The organism is Paraburkholderia sp. IMGN_8, from assembly GCF_038050405.1.
GTDB lineage: Bacteria > Pseudomonadota > Gammaproteobacteria > Burkholderiales > Burkholderiaceae > Paraburkholderia.
In genome coordinates, this window is record NZ_CP150901.1 from 3,926,686 (window position 1) to 3,942,576 (window position 15,891).

Annotated in this window: 13 protein-coding genes; 4 read left to right on the top strand and 9 right to left on the bottom strand. The window is 62.0% G+C overall.

The genetic code is table 11. The annotated features are described in order from the left end of the window. Positions 1-265: 265 nt before the first annotated feature. The 9 genes from WN982_RS38720 to WN982_RS38760 all read right to left on the bottom strand — a co-directional run bounded on the left by WN982_RS38720 (position 266) and on the right by WN982_RS38760 (position 9,713). A complete protein-coding gene (locus WN982_RS38720; protein ID WP_341317228.1) occupies positions 266-1,651 on the bottom strand; it encodes an MFS transporter in 1,386 nt (461 codons plus the stop codon). Between the two features lie 135 nt (positions 1,652-1,786). After that, positions 1,787-3,226 carry an NAD-dependent succinate-semialdehyde dehydrogenase gene (locus WN982_RS38725; protein ID WP_341317229.1) on the bottom strand — a complete coding sequence of 480 codons (1,440 nt, stop codon included), beginning with the start codon at positions 3,224-3,226 and terminating at the stop codon, positions 1,787-1,789. Continuing rightward, positions 3,223-4,260 carry an aldo/keto reductase gene (locus WN982_RS38730; RefSeq protein WP_341317230.1) on the bottom strand — a complete coding sequence of 346 codons (1,038 nt, stop codon included), beginning with the start codon at positions 4,258-4,260 and terminating at the stop codon, positions 3,223-3,225. Before WN982_RS38730 ends, WN982_RS38725 begins: the two co-directional genes overlap by 4 nt. Positions 4,261-4,303: 43 nt before the next feature. Beyond that, complete coding sequence (gene fae, locus WN982_RS38735) at positions 4,304-4,828, bottom strand: formaldehyde-activating enzyme (protein ID WP_341317231.1); 525 nt, start codon at positions 4,826-4,828, stop codon at positions 4,304-4,306. A gap of 614 nt (positions 4,829-5,442) precedes the next feature. Continuing rightward, positions 5,443-5,733 (bottom strand): H-NS histone family protein, encoded by a 291-nt coding sequence (locus WN982_RS38740; protein ID WP_341317232.1) that lies wholly within the window; start codon positions 5,731-5,733, stop codon positions 5,443-5,445. 133 nt (positions 5,734-5,866) lie between these two features. Further along, positions 5,867-7,066, bottom strand: a complete 1,200-nt coding sequence (locus tag WN982_RS38745) for a serine hydrolase domain-containing protein (RefSeq protein ID WP_341317233.1) — start codon at positions 7,064-7,066, stop codon at positions 5,867-5,869. Between the two features lie 129 nt (positions 7,067-7,195). Beyond that, the gene (locus tag WN982_RS38750; RefSeq protein WP_341317234.1) at positions 7,196-7,399 is read right to left on the bottom strand and encodes a hypothetical protein; all 204 of its coding nucleotides are present in this window, start codon (positions 7,397-7,399) and stop codon (positions 7,196-7,198) included. A gap of 504 nt (positions 7,400-7,903) precedes the next feature. Further along, complete coding sequence (locus tag WN982_RS38755) at positions 7,904-8,164, bottom strand: hypothetical protein (RefSeq protein WP_341317235.1); 261 nt, start codon at positions 8,162-8,164, stop codon at positions 7,904-7,906. Between the two features lie 76 nt (positions 8,165-8,240). Further along, the gene (locus tag WN982_RS38760; protein WP_341317236.1) at positions 8,241-9,713 is read right to left on the bottom strand and encodes a sigma 54-interacting transcriptional regulator; all 1,473 of its coding nucleotides are present in this window, start codon (positions 9,711-9,713) and stop codon (positions 8,241-8,243) included. Between the two features lie 301 nt (positions 9,714-10,014). On the opposite strand from WN982_RS38760, the gene WN982_RS38765 reads away from it, so the two are divergent. From WN982_RS38765 to WN982_RS38780, 4 genes are all read left to right on the top strand, one after another. Next, positions 10,015-11,415, top strand: coding sequence for a GntP family permease (locus WN982_RS38765; RefSeq protein ID WP_341317237.1), 1,401 nt, complete (start codon positions 10,015-10,017; stop codon positions 11,413-11,415). 236 nt (positions 11,416-11,651) lie between these two features. Then, positions 11,652-13,229: a diguanylate cyclase gene (locus tag WN982_RS38770; protein WP_341317238.1), complete on the top strand. Its 1,578-nt coding sequence runs from the start codon at positions 11,652-11,654 to the stop codon at positions 13,227-13,229. Positions 13,230-13,442: 213 nt separating this feature from the next. Next, positions 13,443-13,844, top strand: a complete 402-nt coding sequence (locus WN982_RS38775; RefSeq protein WP_341317239.1) for a RidA family protein — start codon at positions 13,443-13,445, stop codon at positions 13,842-13,844. Between the two features lie 200 nt (positions 13,845-14,044). Further along, positions 14,045-15,745, top strand: a complete 1,701-nt coding sequence (locus WN982_RS38780) for a methyl-accepting chemotaxis protein (RefSeq protein WP_341317240.1) — start codon at positions 14,045-14,047, stop codon at positions 15,743-15,745. The last annotated feature ends 146 nt before the right edge of the window (positions 15,746-15,891 follow it).

Here is a 15,891-nt window from a genome sequence, read left to right on the forward strand (position 1 = left end):
GGCAAGTCCGCCGCGTCGTAACCAGGTTACGAACGAGCGTTTGAAAATACGGGAATTGCCGGCACAGAACAGCGCAGGGAACGAATGATACACGTCATAGGGGTGGACGTATGGAAATGGGGTTTGGGGGCCACATGAGCGATCGGCGATTGAGACTTTTCGGAAAGTTGTCCAGGGTCACGTCCCCCGGCTCTCGCACGGTAAATAGAAACCCCGCCGCATCGTTGCCGATGCGGCGGGGTTTCTAAACAGCGCTAACCACGGACTATGCGCCGCTGGCTTCGTTCAACGTCAGATGCTTCGTCTCCGGCGCCCACGCAATCGACACCACCATGCCGATCAGCAGGACGACGGCAAGCGCCATCATCGTCGCGTGGAAACCCAGGTGGACGATGCCGAGCGGCAACAAAAACGTACCGACCGCCGAACCAAGGCGACTGCACGCAATGGCAAGCCCGACACCACACGCGCGCACCTCGGTCGGAAAACACTCCGGTGGAAACACACCGACAAGGTTCGAAAAAGCCGACATCGTCAGCGTGAAGATCGCGAATGCGACGATCATCGAGAGCGTTGCAGACTCCGGCAGCAAGCTCAACGCAATCAGCGACATGCATGTCACTGCGAACGAACCGATCAGAAACGCGCGGCGCGATAACTTAATGGTGAGCCAGATGCCGATCAGCGCGCCAAGCACGAGGAAGCCGTTCAACAGAAAATCCGCGCCCGAGCCGTCGTCCAAATGGATCGCTTTAAGAATGGTCGGCAGAAACGTGTAGATCGCGAAATAGGGAATCACGAGGCACACAAAGAACGCGCAGTTGAAGATCGTTCTGCGGATCAGATCTTTCCTGAACAGGCGCATGAAGCCGCCATGCGTTTGCGCGTGTTCATCGACGCCGCCGTCGAGCGTGACGTTGGGACCGAAGTGTTTGAGAACGATCGCTTTGGCTTCGGCCACACGTCCCTTGCCATGCAGCCAACGCGGCGATTCGGGCGTGCCCATACGCAAAATCAACACGATCAGCGCGGGAATGCCGGCCGACGCAAGCAGCCATCGCCATGCATCGGGCGACGCGTCGGCATACTGCATGCCGAGCACGTTAGCCACCACATAGCCGATGGTCCACACCACGCTGAACGACCCGAGCAAGGTGCCGCGATGTTTGCGCGGCGAAAACTCGGCGAGGATCGCATGTCCAACCGCGAAATCGCCGCCCATGCCGAAGCCGATCAACACCCGCAGCAGACACAGCTCGAACGGCGAACTCACGTAGAACTGCGCAAACGCCGCCGCGGTGATGATGAGAAAGCTCAACAGAAAGATTTTCTGTCGTCCCAGGCGATCCGACAGCCAGCCGAACACGAGGCTGCCGACAAAGATGCCCATCAGCGCGGAGCTTCCGATCATGCCCATCCAGAATGCGTCGAGCGGCATCTGGCGATTCAGCGAGGCGAGTGCGTAGCCGATCGTTCCGAGTGCAAAACCTTCGGTAAAGTGAGCGCCGAACGTCAAGCCGGCGATCTTGACGTGGAACGCGTTCAGCGGAACGTCGTCGAGAGGAATGGGGCCGCGCGCGGCTGCAGCAGCGGCGGGCGGCAAAGTGGGGGCGAGGCCGAGAGTGGCGGCCTGGAAATCCTGATTGCTCACGCTGTCTCCTTCGTTGTGTGGGCAGCTGTTGCGTGGCCGGCGTATGACCGGCTTCAGATACGCAGGGCTGCATCGTCCGCCTCTCGCGTGTGCAGCTCGAAGCGGACGCATAAACGCTCGATGCAAGGGCGAGGGCTAGCGTCCGAGGCCGCCCATCATCATGTACTTCAGTTCTGTGTATTCATCGAGCCCGTACTTCGAGCCTTCGCGACCAAGACCCGATTGCTTGACGCCGCCGAACGGCGCGACTTCGGTCGACAAAATGCCCTCGTTAATGCCGACCATGCCGCTCTCAAGCGCCTCGGCGACGCGCCATGCGCGAGCAAGATCGCGCGTGTAGAAATACGCGGAGAGGCCGAACGGTGTGTCGTTGGCCGCGGCGATGGCTTCGTCTTCAGTCTTGAAGCGAAAGCAGGCTGCCACCGGGCCGAAGGTTTCTTCCGCAGCAATCAGCATCGACTTTGATGCGTCGATCAGCACGGTCGGCTCATAGAACGTGCCGCCGAGTGCATGCGGTTTGCCGCCCGTCAAAACCTTCGCGCCTTTTTGCAACGCGTCGGCGACATGCGTTTCCACCTTCTTCAGCGCCGCCTGGTTGATCAGCGGACCTTGCTCGACCTCGCCTTGCAGCGCATTGCCCACGCGCATCTTCCGCACAGCCTGTGTCAGCGCCTGCGTGAATGCATCGTAGATACCGTCCTGCACGTAGAAGCGATTCACGCACACGCAGGTCTGTCCGGTGTTGCGGAATTTCGAGGCCATCGCGCCTTGCACGGCGGCGTCGATATCCGCATCGTCGAATACGATGAAGGGCGCATTGCCGCCTAGTTCAAGCGACAGCTTCTTCAACGTATCCGCCGACTGCTTCGCGAGCAGTTTGCCGACGCGCGTCGAGCCGGTGAACGACAGCTTGCGCACCACCTCCGATTCGGTCAGCACGCCGCCGATCGCCACCGCGTCGCCGGAGACGATGTTGAACACACCTGGTGGAATGCCGGCCTTCTCCGCCAGCACCGCCAATGCCAAGGCGGACAGCGGCGTTTCTTCGGAAGGCTTGAGCACCATCGTGCAGCCTGCCGCGAGCGCCGGGCCGGCCTTGCGTGTGATCATCGCGAGCGGGAAATTCCACGGCGTGATCGCCGCGACCACGCCGACCGGTTCACGCGTCACGATGATCTTCGCGTTCGGATTCGGGCTCGGGATCACGTCGCCATAACTGCGCTTAGCCTCTTCGGCAAACCATTCGAAGAAGCTCGCGGCATAGCCGACTTCGCCGCGCGCTTCGGCAAGCGGCTTGCCTTGCTCGCGCGTCAGCAGTTCGGCGAGCGCCTCGCGGTTCTCAAGCATCAACTCGCCCCAGCGTCTGATGCGCGCGCCACGCTCCTTGGCTGTTATCGAGCGCCACGCCGGAAAGGCTCGCTCCGCCGCCGCGACGGCTTGCGTCGTTTCCGCGGCGCCGCCTCTCGCGACCTGAGCAATGACCTCGCCCGTTGCAGGATTCAGAACGGGATACGTGCTCGCGCTTTCGTACCACTCGCCGCCAATGTAATGGCCGGTTCGAAGAAATTCGTTCATGCTGCCTTCTCCAGGTTCTCGACGAACACGCCTTGCGCAAGCCGCGCTTCGCGGGCGATACGCTTACCGGCGGTGTAGTCGTTGATCAGATCGCACGGTGTGTAGTTGCGTTCGAGTTCGAAGAACTCGTCGGTTGAGAGCTTCGTGCCGAGCGCGGCGAGCGCGCTGTCGAATTGGGCAGGCGTATCGGCACCGACCAGCATGCTCGCCACACCCCCGTGATTGAGCACCCACGCTTGCGCGATCTGCGCAGCCGACACACCACGCCGCGCCGCCACGCGCGCCACCGACGCGGCAATCTCACGCGACGCCGTATCGCCATACATTTGCGCGGTGAAGAAATCGGTCTGGTTGCGCGTCGAGTTCGGCTCGCAGGTCAGCAGGCCGCGAGCAAGCGGACTGAATACCGACACGCCCACACCCTGATCCTGGCAGTACGGAATCATTTCGCGCTCTTCCTCGCGGTACGCGAGATTCAACTGCAACTGCATGTTGATCGGCTTGTGCCAGCCATTGCGCTCGCACACTTGCATGATCTTCGCGAACTGCCACGTGTACATCGTCGATACGCCGATGTAGCGGGCCTTGCCCGCGCACACGATATCGTTCAGCGCACCCATGGTTTCTTCGACGGGCGTATTCACGTCGAAGAAATGCAGCATGTAGATATCGACGTAATCCATACCGAGGCGCGTCAGCGACGCGTCGATAGCATCCATGACGTGCTTGCGCGAATGGCCGCCGGCGTTCTGATACGCGCCCATGTCATAGCCGACCTTGGTCGCCACGACGAGTTCCTCGCGACGCGCGATGCGCTTCAAAATGCGGCCCACCACTTCTTCACCGACGCCGGTCGAATAGAAGTCAGCGAGGTCGATGAAATTAACGCCGGCGTTCAGCGCGTGGCGCACGATCGGCTCGCTTTGCGCTTCGTCGAAGATCCACGGCTTCCATTGCGGCGTGCCCATGTTCATCGTGCCGAGGCACAGACGAGAAACCTTCAGGCCGGATTGGCCGAGGCGAATGTATTCCATAGCGTTGTCTCCTTTCTGATAGCGCACGATGCGCTTGCGCGTCTTAGCGTTGTTTGGGCGTATAGAACGGGTTCGACACATCGCGTGCGGCGGCGAACACTTCATCGCGATGCGGCAAGCCCTTCATTGCCGCGAGGATCGCGTTCTTGCACGCGCGGTAGTTGTTCTCGAATACCGCGTCGAGATCGTCGGTTTTCGGGTTGACCCAATTCGCCGACACCACCACCCAATCGTTTTCCGCTTCGGGCGGCAGTGTGCCGTTCTCCAGCGACTCGGCCACAGCCTTCGCGATGCCGGCTTGCGAGGCGCCCCACGTCGCGTTGCCGTGGAAGTCGCCGTCGATCTGCGCCTTGTTCACGTACAGCGTCAGCGGCTTGGTCGGCACACCCGGCCGTGCGATCACGACAAACGGCGCATGGCCTGCGGAAGGCGTCGCCAACGCAGTGGCGAAGGCCTGCCCTGCCGGCCCATTGCGCGGACCGACCAATACATTGATATGCGCGAGGTTGACGCCCGGGCCTTCGAATCCTTCGCCGATAAAGAGTTGTTTGTCCGTCGATACGCTCATGGTCTTTCCGTCGGGGTTGAGTGGATGACCGATTGTGCTGTTCGGCATCCGCGACCATGTATCGATGAGTTTTGATGCGGGGTATGAGGCAAACTCAACTCCGGGTTTGTCCCGAGTGGATCGATTGGAACGCTCGGAAGAGCGCCAGGAATGCAAAGGTGAGAATTTTCGGGACCCGCGATTGCCGACATCGAATCGCGGCCAAAGGTGACCACACCGAACGCTGCTCACGCACCGGCAATGCGCAAGTTCGGCCGACCGCCAGTGTCCATGGAAGACGCGCCGCGACAAGCAATAGACAGCGGGCACGATGCTTCGCAAAGCCAGGAAACGCCCGCCACCAAAGGCTGACGCTGGTTATACGGAAGGTTCAGGAACAGCTGCGATCAGCGCGATCGATCGCTTGCGCGAGGTGCGCAAAACGCCAACGCCAGGTTCACCGAACAAACCAGGCCCGACGCAAGGCGCACGGAAAAATCCATGCATCGCGACCCAGGTTCACGCGAAAGGTGAGCGTTTTCGGGACCACTGCTGCGGTGCGAAAAAAAGTACGCACCGGTTCACTTTGGAGAAACAACCGCGTTGCGAGCGAACGCGCCATGCAGTGCGGGACTTCAGACTTCGATCAGGAAACGCTCGCGATTCTTGCCTGCCAGCCAGTTGGGCGAGCGGCCACGACCACTCCACGTCTCGCCGGTTTTCGGGTTGCGATACTTGGCCACCGAGGCCGATTTGCGCCCCGCCGCACGCTTGCTCGAAAAGCCCAGCTCTTCCGCGGTCAAGTCGTATTCGGCGACCTTTTGCTTGATGTCGGCGATCGCCTGCGCGACTTCCTTCTCACGCGCCAGCGCGACTTCTTTGTGGAGTTTTTCGAGCTGGGCAGTCAACTGCTTGTACGAGGCCATGACAGTGCTCCGATCGGTTTGACTAACTGCAGTGTGACCCTATCAGACGAAAAAAGCATCGGATAGCGCGGCCCGTGCAGGGAGACCCGCTGCCCCTACCCATCAAGGCCGCGAGCTGGAGGAACCGGCACACTCAATCGTCAATCGCATCGTATACGCGCCGCTCGAAATCGACTGACATCGGGAACGGTTCGACTGCGCGGCGCTGGATCAGCATCAGGCCGATCAGGTTTTCCACCGGATCGGCGAACCAGCTGGTGCCATACGCGCCCGGCCAGCCGAACGAACCCATCGAGCGATAACCGAGCGGCAGCTGCTGCGCCGGATCGTCGACGATGGACAGCCCGAGTCCAAATCCTTGACCCGCCCATAGCACATGCCCGAACGCCGGCACGCGGCGCTGGTCCCGGCTGAGAAAATTCGAGCGCATCAAATCGACCGAGCGATGCGACAGCAAACGCGTTGCGCCGACGCGTCCACGCCCGAGGAGCAGTTGCGCGAACTGCAAGTAGTCTTGCGCCGTCGAAACGAGCCCGCCGCCCCCGCTCTGAAATCGTGCGGGATTCGCCCAACGGCTCGCCGTCGGATGATCCTCGACCACGCGCCGCCGCGTGCCCTGCTCGACGCCATAAGCCGTGGCGAGCCGCTCAAGCTGCGCGTCGGGCACCCAGAAAGCCGTATCGCGCATGCCGAGCGGTTCGAAGATCCGAGTCCGGAAGAACTCGCCGAGCGACATTGCGCTGACACGCTCGATCAACACGCCGAGTACGTCGGTTGCGATACCGTAATGCCAGCGCGAGCCAGGCTGGAACATCAGCGGCAAGCCGGCGATGCGAGCCAACCAGGCATTGGCGTCTGCCCGTGCTTCAAGACCGTTGAAAGCCGCCGCGTACGCTTCGGCAAGCGGCCCGGTGGCAGTGAAGTGATAAGCGAAACCGGCGCGATGCGTCAGCAGATCGAGCACGGTCAGCGGCGCTCGGGCTGCATCGGTTTCGTCGAGCGGGCCGGCCGGGTCGCGCAGCACGCGTGGCGCGGCTAACTCTGGGAGCCACTGTGAGATCGGCGTGTCGAGCGCGAGCCGGTCTTCTTCGATCAGCATCAGGATCGCCGCGCTAGTGACCGGCTTGGTCATCGACGCGATGCGAAACAGCGTGTCGCGCTCCATCGGCAACTGCCCGGCTTCGTCGCGCCAGCCGAGCGGCTGGAAGTAGCCGATTTCGCCGCGCCGCCAGACCAGCGAAACGACACCCGCCACCTCGCCCCGATCCACATAGCCTTGCATGGCGTGCGTGAGCGCCGTCAGCCGAGCCGCTGAAAGTCCTGCTGGATGCATGATCGTCCTGAATCGGTGGATGTGGGTTCGTCTGGCGCGCCGTTTTGCGTCGGCGCGCCATGTTCCGTTATTGTGCGAAAAATGTTACCCGATCAGAGGCCGCACGCGGCCATCCACTACCGCTCGCGGTCAGGCTTTCTGTCGTGCCTCCAATGCCAGCAGCGCGGCATTGAGCCGTTTCACGCGGGACGCCTGCGCCGGCACCAGCGCCGCGCCAGACACCGAATCGATCCGGTTGCGCCAATATGACAGCGGAATACGATCTTCGGCAGAAATGTGCGAGATTACGTGTTCAAGATGTTCAATATCTTTTTCGAGTTGGTGGTGATTCATCTCTTTCCCCGGAAAGCCAAATCAAAACAATTGCTTAGCATAAAACGTGCCGCAATCGAGCCACAGTATTGTTCGAGACGGAAAATCTTTCGTAACCACTCATTCTGCCGACCCCAATCGGCAAAACAGACGTATCGCATTAATCTGCAAGTCGCCAAGACGAGGATACTGCGACTAATATTCGCGTTCCGTTGGATGCCGCACCGACTCGGCTTATCGGAAAACCCCTAGTGCCTTCAATTCTGGCGGGAACGGCGAAAGAAATAATGCGAAGGCGTTCATTAAAATCCATTGCGCATCACCGGCCATCAGCCAATACGCATTAGATACAGATCTTTATGACGACAATGTGCTTATCGACAGGCACCGGCCAGCTGAATGGCTCAGGTCGAGCTGAAGTCGGCACTCACCAGAATGGAGACGCTCGCCGTTGCGGGCCGACTGGCGGGCTCTAAATGGAGGAAGGGGTAAAGCAAACCGCGCCAGCCGCGGGCTGGCGCATTGTTATTTCGCCCGGCAGGCGTAAATCAGGCTGAGCATGCTGCTGTTGGTGGACTGGCGCACCACGTCGTAAGCGCCGCCGCAACTCGCGCGCGCCTGTTGAACGCAGGAGTCGGAGCCAGCCGGGCATTGGACCAGTGTAGTGGCGCGACCGTCCGACAGAAACAGCGGCGCGCTGCTGCTGCAACCGCTCAGCACGGCGATTCCGGCGACGGCCAGCGCCGCGCAAGCCCGGCGCGCAAAAGAGGAAAGACTGCGTTTCATTGAAACCCCGATTGCTTCTTGTTTTTCGACCACGCGATTGTGCCACGCGCGAATTGCGCTGCGTCAGTCGATGTCTTCACACCTCGATGCCGTAAGTCGCAATCTTCTTATAAAGCGTCGCGCGGCCCATGCCGATCTGCGCCGCCGTCTCGATCACGCGCCCGCCATTGGCGTGCAATGCGTCGCTCAGGAAGCGTTTCTCGAACGCCGCCATGGCATCGCTCCACAATGGCCGCTCGGGCGCAGCGGCCGTTTCAGCCGGGGCGCGCGCCCCAGTCGTCATATCGAGCTCACGCGGATTGCGCGAGACCCCATGCGCCGGACCGACGAATGGCGCCAACGCGCGCGCGTCGATGCGCTCGCTGTCGGACAGCATCACGGCGCGTTCCAGCGTATTGCGCAATTCCCGCACATTGCCGGGCCATCCGTACGAACACAGCAGCCGCAGCGCGTCGTCCTGCAATTCGAAGTGACTGCCGCCGCGCGCTTGCGTCGACAGATCCTCGAGCATCGCGTAGGCCAGCGCTTCGATATCGGACCGACGCTCGCGCAACGCCGGCGCCTGGATCGTCAGCACGTTCAGACGGTAGAACAGGTCCGCGCGAAAGCGCCCGGCCGCGACCAGCGCCGGCAAATCGGCCGAGGTCGCGGCAATGATCCGCACGTCCGCGCGCACGATCCGGTTGGAGCCGAGCGGTTCGAACTCCTTGTCTTGCAGCACACGCAGCAGCTTGCCTTGCAAGGGCAGCGGCATGTCGCCGATTTCGTCGAGAAACAGTGTGCCGCCATTCGCGAGTTCGAACTTGCCGACGCGGCCCTTGCGATCGGCGCCGGTGTACGCGCCTGGCGCCGCGCCGAAGAATTCGACTTCGAGCAAGCTATCGGGAATCGCCGCGACGTTGACGGTGACGAGCGGCTGATTCGCCCGCGCCGATCCGGCGTGGATCGCGTGCGCCAGCAGTTCCTTGCCGGTGCCGGTTTCGCCGAGCAGAAGCACCGGCGAGTCGACCTGCGCCGCCCGGCGCGCCTGGCGCTTCACTTCGAGACTGGCCGCGCTCGTGCCGACAAAACTGCCGAATGTGTATTTGGCCCGCCGCGCCTGCGCCAGCGACTGACGCGTCGCAATCAACTCCTCCTGCACCCGCGAATAGCGGGAAAAGAGCGGGGTCAGCGCTTTCAGTTCATCGAACAACGCGAAACCGACCGCGCCGACCGTTTCGCCCGCATCGTCTTTCAGCGGCAGCCGCGTGACGACGAGCGGCTCGCGGTCCGTTTCGAGGATGTCGAGCAAAATCGGTTTGCCGGTCTTCACGACCTCGCGCATCAGGCTGTTGGGAATCACCGCTTCGCAGTCGCGGCCGATGGCCTGCTGCGGATCCGAAAAGCCGAAACGCGCCGCATAGCGCTTGTTGATCCATACGACGCGTGCGTCGGCATCGACGATGAAAGTACCTTCGCTGAAATTTTCGAAAGTACGGAAAAGCGAGTCCATCGCCCGGCGCAGCACGTCGCCGTAGGTGGCGGGCAGGCCCGCCCAGTCGTTCATCATGGTGTCGCTGTCTCCGGCTATCGTTTTATTTGTGCTTGTCTCGTTTGATAGACAAGCTTATCTCAACAGAGAGATCGTCAGCAATCCCACCACATAAGGAGTTTACCCAGGTCAGCTTATTTTGCGTCCAGCTTTAGAGACGTTTGGGTACAATCGGCCGCATCACGTTTCGAGCTTTGGTCTGCGGAATCAATCAGCGGGCCGCTGCGGCGCGCGTGGCACGGAACCTGCATTTGCGGGCGCCGGGCCGTCGCACCCTCGGGACGGCGTACACGTAGAACAACCAAGCTTCGGAGACTCAATGTCCTTTGTTATCGTCCTCGCCGCACTGGCGTTTCTGATGTTTGCCGCCTATCGCGGCTACAGCGTCATTCTTTTCGCCCCGATCGCCGCGCTCGGCGCGGTGCTGCTGACCGAACCCGCCGCCGTCGCACCAGTGTTCTCCGGCATCTTCATGGAGAAGATGGTCGGCTTCGTGAAGCTTTACTTCCCGGTGTTTCTGTTGGGCGCGGTGTTCGGCAAGGTCATCGAATTGTCCGGTTTCTCGGAGTCGATCGTGGCCGCGGCGATTCGCTATATCGGCCGCTCGCGCGCCAATGCGGTGATCGTCGCGGTGTGCGCGCTGCTCACCTATGGCGGCGTGTCGCTGTTCGTCGTGGTGTTCGCGGTGTATCCGTTCGCGGCCGAGCTGTACCGCCAGAGCAATATTCCGAAGCGCCTGATGCCTGGCGCGATCGCACTCGGCGCGTTCTCGTTCACGATGGATTCGCTGCCGGGCACGCCGCAGATCCAGAACATCATCCCGACCACGTTCTTCAAGACGACGTCCTGGGCCGCGCCGACGCTGGGCGTGATCGGCTCGCTGTTCATCATCGTGGTTGGGCTGACATATCTGGAATGGCGCCGCCGTGCCGCAATGGCGACCGGCGAAGGTTACGGTACCGATCTCGTCAACGAACCGGAGCGCGTCGAATCGAAGCAACTGCCGCATCCGCTGCTGGCGGTCGCGCCGCTGATTCTGGTCGGCGTGGCGAACTTCCTGCTGACCCGCTGGATTCCCAATTGGTACGGCGCGTCGTACACGGTCGCAGCGGACATCCTGCCGGGCGTCCATGCACCGGTCACCACGACGATCAAGAGCGTGGTTGCAATCTGGGCCGTCGAAGGCGCGTTGCTGCTCGGTGTCGTCATGGTCGTGGTGACGGCGTTCGGCCGCGTGCGCGAGCGTTTTGCGATCGGCACCAAGGCTGCGGTGGCGGGCGCGCTGCTGGCCTCGTTGAATACCGCGTCGGAGTATGGCTTCGGCGGCGTGATCGCCGCATTGCCCGGCTTTCTGGTGGTCAGCGATGCGTTGAAGAGCATTCCGAATCCGCTCGTCAATGCGGCCGTTTCGGTGAGCTCGCTGGCGGGCATTACGGGTTCGGCGTCGGGCGGCATGAGTATCGCGCTCGCGGCCATGTCCGACGTGTTCATCAAGGGCGCGGAAGCCGCGCATATCCCGATGGAAGTGTTGCACCGGGTCGTCGCGATGGCGAGCGGCGGCATGGACACGCTGCCGCATAACGGCGCGGTGATCACGCTGCTGGCGGTGACGGGATTAACGCACCGCCAGTCGTATCGCGACATCTTCGCGGTGACGGTGATCAAGACGCTGGCGGTGTTCTTCGTGATCTCGGTGTATTACATGACCGGGTTGGTTTGATTGTCCGATAAGCTGCGGGCGTTGTCGCCGCCAATGCCCGCAGCCAATATTTCCGATGCGGTACGTGAGGTTTGTTTGATAGGAGCCGGCCGGTCGCACATTTATCAGGTGAATTGGCTTGGCATGTGGCGTAAGTATCTACGCTCCTCAAGAAAACAGCCGCTTCCGCCGTAAAAGCAGAGAGTTGCCGTCAATTGACGCGGCCCGGAAACTAACCTTCACTGCGCGGCCACACCATGTCAGGCAGGACGTCCATCCTCAATGCAATTCTTGCGACACCGTCGTCGGATCACGGACAGGTTACAGCCGCCATCCGGTCGTCAATGCTATCGACTTTGTTCGAGCATACGCGGCCACTGCTCCTGTCTGGCCTCGCCAGTGCATTTGTTGCGTTCGTTGCCCTCGTCCGTCTGCATCAGATGTGGGCGGCGCTATGGCTGGTAGCGGATATATGTCTCCTCGCCGCACGGCTCGGCATCGCGCATGCCTACGTCATGCGCAGCCGGACCGAAGCGGCTCATCCCGGTCCGTGGGCAATGCACTACGCTCCGGTTTCGCTGCTGGCCTGCTTCCTGTTCGGCATCGGAACGATGGCGTGTGTCATGTCCCCGGATGCGGAATTAGCCTCACTCGCCGTCATGGTGACCGCCGGAATTCTTGGCGGTATAGCGTCGAGAAATGCGGCGTTGCCCCGCCTCGCCATCGCACAGATTTGCCTGGGCGCATGTCCCATTGGTCTGGGTGCGCTGCTCGCACCTCGCAGCGGGTCGTGGATTCTCGTGCCGCCACTCTTCATGTACATCGCCGCAATGGCTTCGGTTGTCCGGAGACACTATGCGGTGCTCGTTGCCCTGATGACGGCGGAACAGCGCCATGCTGAACTTGCAGCCAGATTCGACGCCGCATTGGCCCATATGCCACACGGGCTATGCACGATTGATAGCGCCGGCAAGGTGATTATTGCCAACCGCCGAACCGCAGAGCTGTTCGGCGCGACTATCGAAATGCTGAAGCTCAACGTCCCGCTCCCTGAGTTTATCGGCCACGTGGGACTGGCGAAGTTTGGAGAAACGCTCAGAAGGCAACTTGTCGAACAGTGCGCCGTATGGCTATCGAATGAAGGGCGTCCCTTCAGCATGGAACTCAACGACGGCCGCCACCTCGAGATGACCCGAAACCCGGTACCTGATGGAAGCGCTGTCATCATTATCGAAGACGTCACGGAACGCCGGGAGTCCGAAGCGAAGATCCTCTATCTGGCGCGTCACGACCCGCTCACGGGCCTTCCCAATCGCCGGGAATTACGCGACGAGATTGAAGGGATTCTCTGCCGTTGCGCGGCGAACCGCGAAGCTACAGTGGCGGTGATGTGTCTCGACCTGGACGGCTTCAAACAGGTCAACGACAGGTTCGGTCATCATGCCGGCGACGAGGTACTGGTAACCGTTGCAGACCGATTGAGAGCGTTGCTTCAACGTGAGGAGTTGGTGGCGCGACTCGGCGGCGATGAGTTCGCCGTTGTCCTCGAGAACGCAACCTCTTCCGGCGCCGGCGCACTCGCTCAACGCGTTATCCGCCAAATCGCCAAGCCGTATTGGCTATCGACAGACGATGCAGTAAGCATTGGCACCAGCATCGGCATCGCGTTCGCGGTGAGCGGTGAGTCCTTCGAACGATTGATGAAGCGCGCCGACGCGGCGTTGTACGACGCAAAGCAATCCGGCAAGGGTACGTATCGCTTCTCGAGCGCGGAGGTTACCGCGAAGGAAATTCCTTGTGGGACTAGCGAATCCGCCTTGCAAAGGTCCCAATAGCGCGCCCCCCGAGCGCGAGCACCCGGCTGCTTCCGTTTCTCTCTACACACACCATCGGCCAGGTGGTGTCGGCCGGCGACTCATTCTTCAAGCTGTGGCGCTCCGTGCCGAAGCCCATTCCAGATCGGAGGCGCGTAATGGCAACAGCAACGGCGAGACTTTTGTTCAGTTAGCTTAGCGGTTTGCCCCGCGAACCCAACCACCGCCACGCCCATGAGCCCAACGCCCGCCTTCTGGATGATTCCCAACGCCCCGACACCGGTCGGACCGTTCTCGCATGCCACCGAAGCCGACGGCTGGGTGTTCCTGACCGGCCAGATGCCGACCTCGCCCACCGACGATGCCGCGCCGTTACCCGACGGCGTCGTCGCGCAAACGCAGCGCGTAATGGACAACCTGATTCTCGTCTTGCAAGGCATCGGCCTGGGCCTGCAACACGTGGTCGCCGCGCGCATCTTTCTGACCGAGTTCAAGCGCGACTACGCGGCGATGAACGACACTTACCGCGCCTACTTCCCCGCGGACGCGCTGCCTGCGAGGACCTGCATTGGCGTCACCGCGCTGGCGCGCGATGCGCTGGTCGAGATCGACTTCATCGCGAAGCGGCCAGGCTGATCCGCCTCGGCGAAACGCGTCCCGCACCCGTTTTCACGGCTACTCGGCACGCATCAAAGCAACCCTGCAATAACGGCTCAGCGCGGCATAAACCTGAGTGGTTTACTGGGAAACCCTCAAGAGTGCAGGGTCAATGCCGTTAATCCTTGCATAGTCGTAAGGACCGCGCGGACGCGCGTCCGCTCCAAGCAAGGAAAGCCATGCGCAACAATCAGCCCGTCACCGGGCACGAATACGAATTCCCTTCGTCACAGATGCTTGTTTCCGCGACCGATCTGACCGGCCGCATCCAGTATTGCAATCCGGCGTTCATCGCCGTCTCGGGCTTTACGCGCAATGAACTGATCGGCCAGCCGCACAACCTGATCCGTCATCCGGACATGCCGCGCGAAGCCTTCGCCGACATGTGGACAACCATCCGCGACGGCCGTCCATGGACCGCGCTCGTCAAAAACCGCCGCAAGACCGGCGACCACTACTGGGTGCACGCGAGCGTCACGCCGGTGGTCGAGAAAGGCGCGGTGGTCGGCTATCTGAGCGTGCGCGTGAAGCCGGAACGCGACGCGGTGCGCGCCGCCGAAGCGCTGTATGCGCGCATCCGCACGGGCAAATCGCGCGCGTTCACGTTGCGCCGCGGCGTGGTGGTACGCACCGGCGTGCCCGGCCGTTTGCAAGCATTGATGCGCCTGCCCGTCGCGACGCGCGCGGCGATCGGCTATGCGATCACGCCGCTGGCGCTGCTGCTTACCGGCTTCGCGGCCTGGAGCGGCACGCCGCCGGCGCCGTTCTGGATCGCGTTCGGCGTCACCACGGTGTTCAGCATCGCGTCGTGGCAGATACTGAAGCGGCAACTCGCCGAGCCGATCCGTGAGATGTCCGGCTTCGCAACCCGCCTCGCCGCCGGCGACCTGACCGCCGATCTGGTGATCGCGCGTCACGACGACCTCGGCGACGTGCTGCAGGCATTGAATCAATTGAAGGCGAATCTCGCGGCGATCGTCTACGACGTGCGCGCGCAGATCACCGGCATGCTCGACAACGCGCGTGAAATTTCCAGCGGCAATGTCGATCTTGCGCGCCGCACGGAATTGCAGGCTGCGTCGCTCGAAGAAACCGCCGCCACCATGGAGGAACTGACCACCACCGTGCAGGCCAATGCCGATGCCAGCGTGCGCGCGCTCGACCTGGCGAAAGACGCGCAAGCGGCGGCGGCGGTCGGAGGCAAGATCGCAGGCCAGGTCGAGCAGACTATGGCCGGCATTACGGCCGCGTCGAAGCGCATTGCCGACATCACCGGCGTGATCGACGGCATCGCGTTCCAGACCAACATCCTCGCACTGAATGCCGCTGTCGAGGCGGCGCGCGCGGGCGAAGCGGGCCGCTCGTTCGCGGTCGTCGCCAGCGAGGTGCGCATGCTGGCGCAACGTTGCGCGGCGTCGTCGAAGGAAATCAAATCGGTGGTCGAGGCAAGTGCAACCGAAGTTGCGCTGGGCACCGAACTGGTTGCACGCACAACCTCGCAGATGCGCGTGATCGATGAGGCGGTGAGCCGCGTGTCGTCGATCATCGTCGAAGTGGCGAATGCCAGCAGCGAGCAGGCCGAAGGGATTCGCCAGGTGAATCAGGCGGTCTCGCATCTGGACGGCGCCACGCAGCAGAACGCCACGCTGGTCGAGCAGGCGGCCGCCACGGCGCAACGTCTTGCGGAACAGGCCGACGTGCTGGACGAAGCGGTGCGCCTCTTCACCCTCGCCGACGCAACACCCGCGCGGCGCGCGGCCACGCCGAAGCGCCAGGCCACCGCGCACAATCAGGCACGCGCAGAGGCACGCGAAGTGAAGCGCAATGCTGCACATGCAATTGCACGCGATATCGAGCAGGAAGAAACGACATCGATCTGATAGACACGACATTGATCTGATAGATCGGCGTTACTCCCACCTCGACAGCCCGCTATTGACACACCAGGATGGAACCGTCAGCGCCCAGTGAATTGTGTGGGCCGGCTGACCTGAGTAACAACGGCGTTTTGCGGCCCGTCTCTTTC

What these genes read in the sequence shown, in the direction of transcription:
- WN982_RS38725 (WP_341317229.1), bottom strand. Translation starts at nt 3,226, where the DNA reads ATGAACGAATTTCTTCGAACCGGCCATTACATTGGCGGCGAGTGGTAC.
- WN982_RS38730 (WP_341317230.1), bottom strand. Translation starts at nt 4,260, where the DNA reads ATGGAATACATTCGCCTCGGCCAATCCGGCCTGAAGGTTTCTCGTCTG.
- fae (WP_341317231.1), bottom strand. Translation starts at nt 4,828, where the DNA reads ATGAGCGTATCGACGGACAAACAACTCTTTATCGGCGAAGGATTCGAA.
- WN982_RS38740 (WP_341317232.1), bottom strand. Translation starts at nt 5,733, where the DNA reads ATGGCCTCGTACAAGCAGTTGACTGCCCAGCTCGAAAAACTCCACAAA.
- WN982_RS38745 (WP_341317233.1), bottom strand. Translation starts at nt 7,066, where the DNA reads ATGCATCCAGCAGGACTTTCAGCGGCTCGGCTGACGGCGCTCACGCAC.
- WN982_RS38750 (WP_341317234.1), bottom strand. Translation starts at nt 7,399, where the DNA reads ATGAATCACCACCAACTCGAAAAAGATATTGAACATCTTGAACACGTA.
- WN982_RS38755 (WP_341317235.1), bottom strand. Translation starts at nt 8,164, where the DNA reads ATGAAACGCAGTCTTTCCTCTTTTGCGCGCCGGGCTTGCGCGGCGCTG.
- WN982_RS38760 (WP_341317236.1), bottom strand. Translation starts at nt 9,713, where the DNA reads ATGATGAACGACTGGGCGGGCCTGCCCGCCACCTACGGCGACGTGCTG.
- WN982_RS38765 (WP_341317237.1), top strand. Translation starts at nt 10,015, where the DNA reads ATGTCCTTTGTTATCGTCCTCGCCGCACTGGCGTTTCTGATGTTTGCC.
- WN982_RS38770 (WP_341317238.1), top strand. Translation starts at nt 11,652, where the DNA reads ATGTCAGGCAGGACGTCCATCCTCAATGCAATTCTTGCGACACCGTCG.
- WN982_RS38775 (WP_341317239.1), top strand. Translation starts at nt 13,443, where the DNA reads ATGAGCCCAACGCCCGCCTTCTGGATGATTCCCAACGCCCCGACACCG.
- WN982_RS38780 (WP_341317240.1), top strand. Translation starts at nt 14,045, where the DNA reads ATGCGCAACAATCAGCCCGTCACCGGGCACGAATACGAATTCCCTTCG.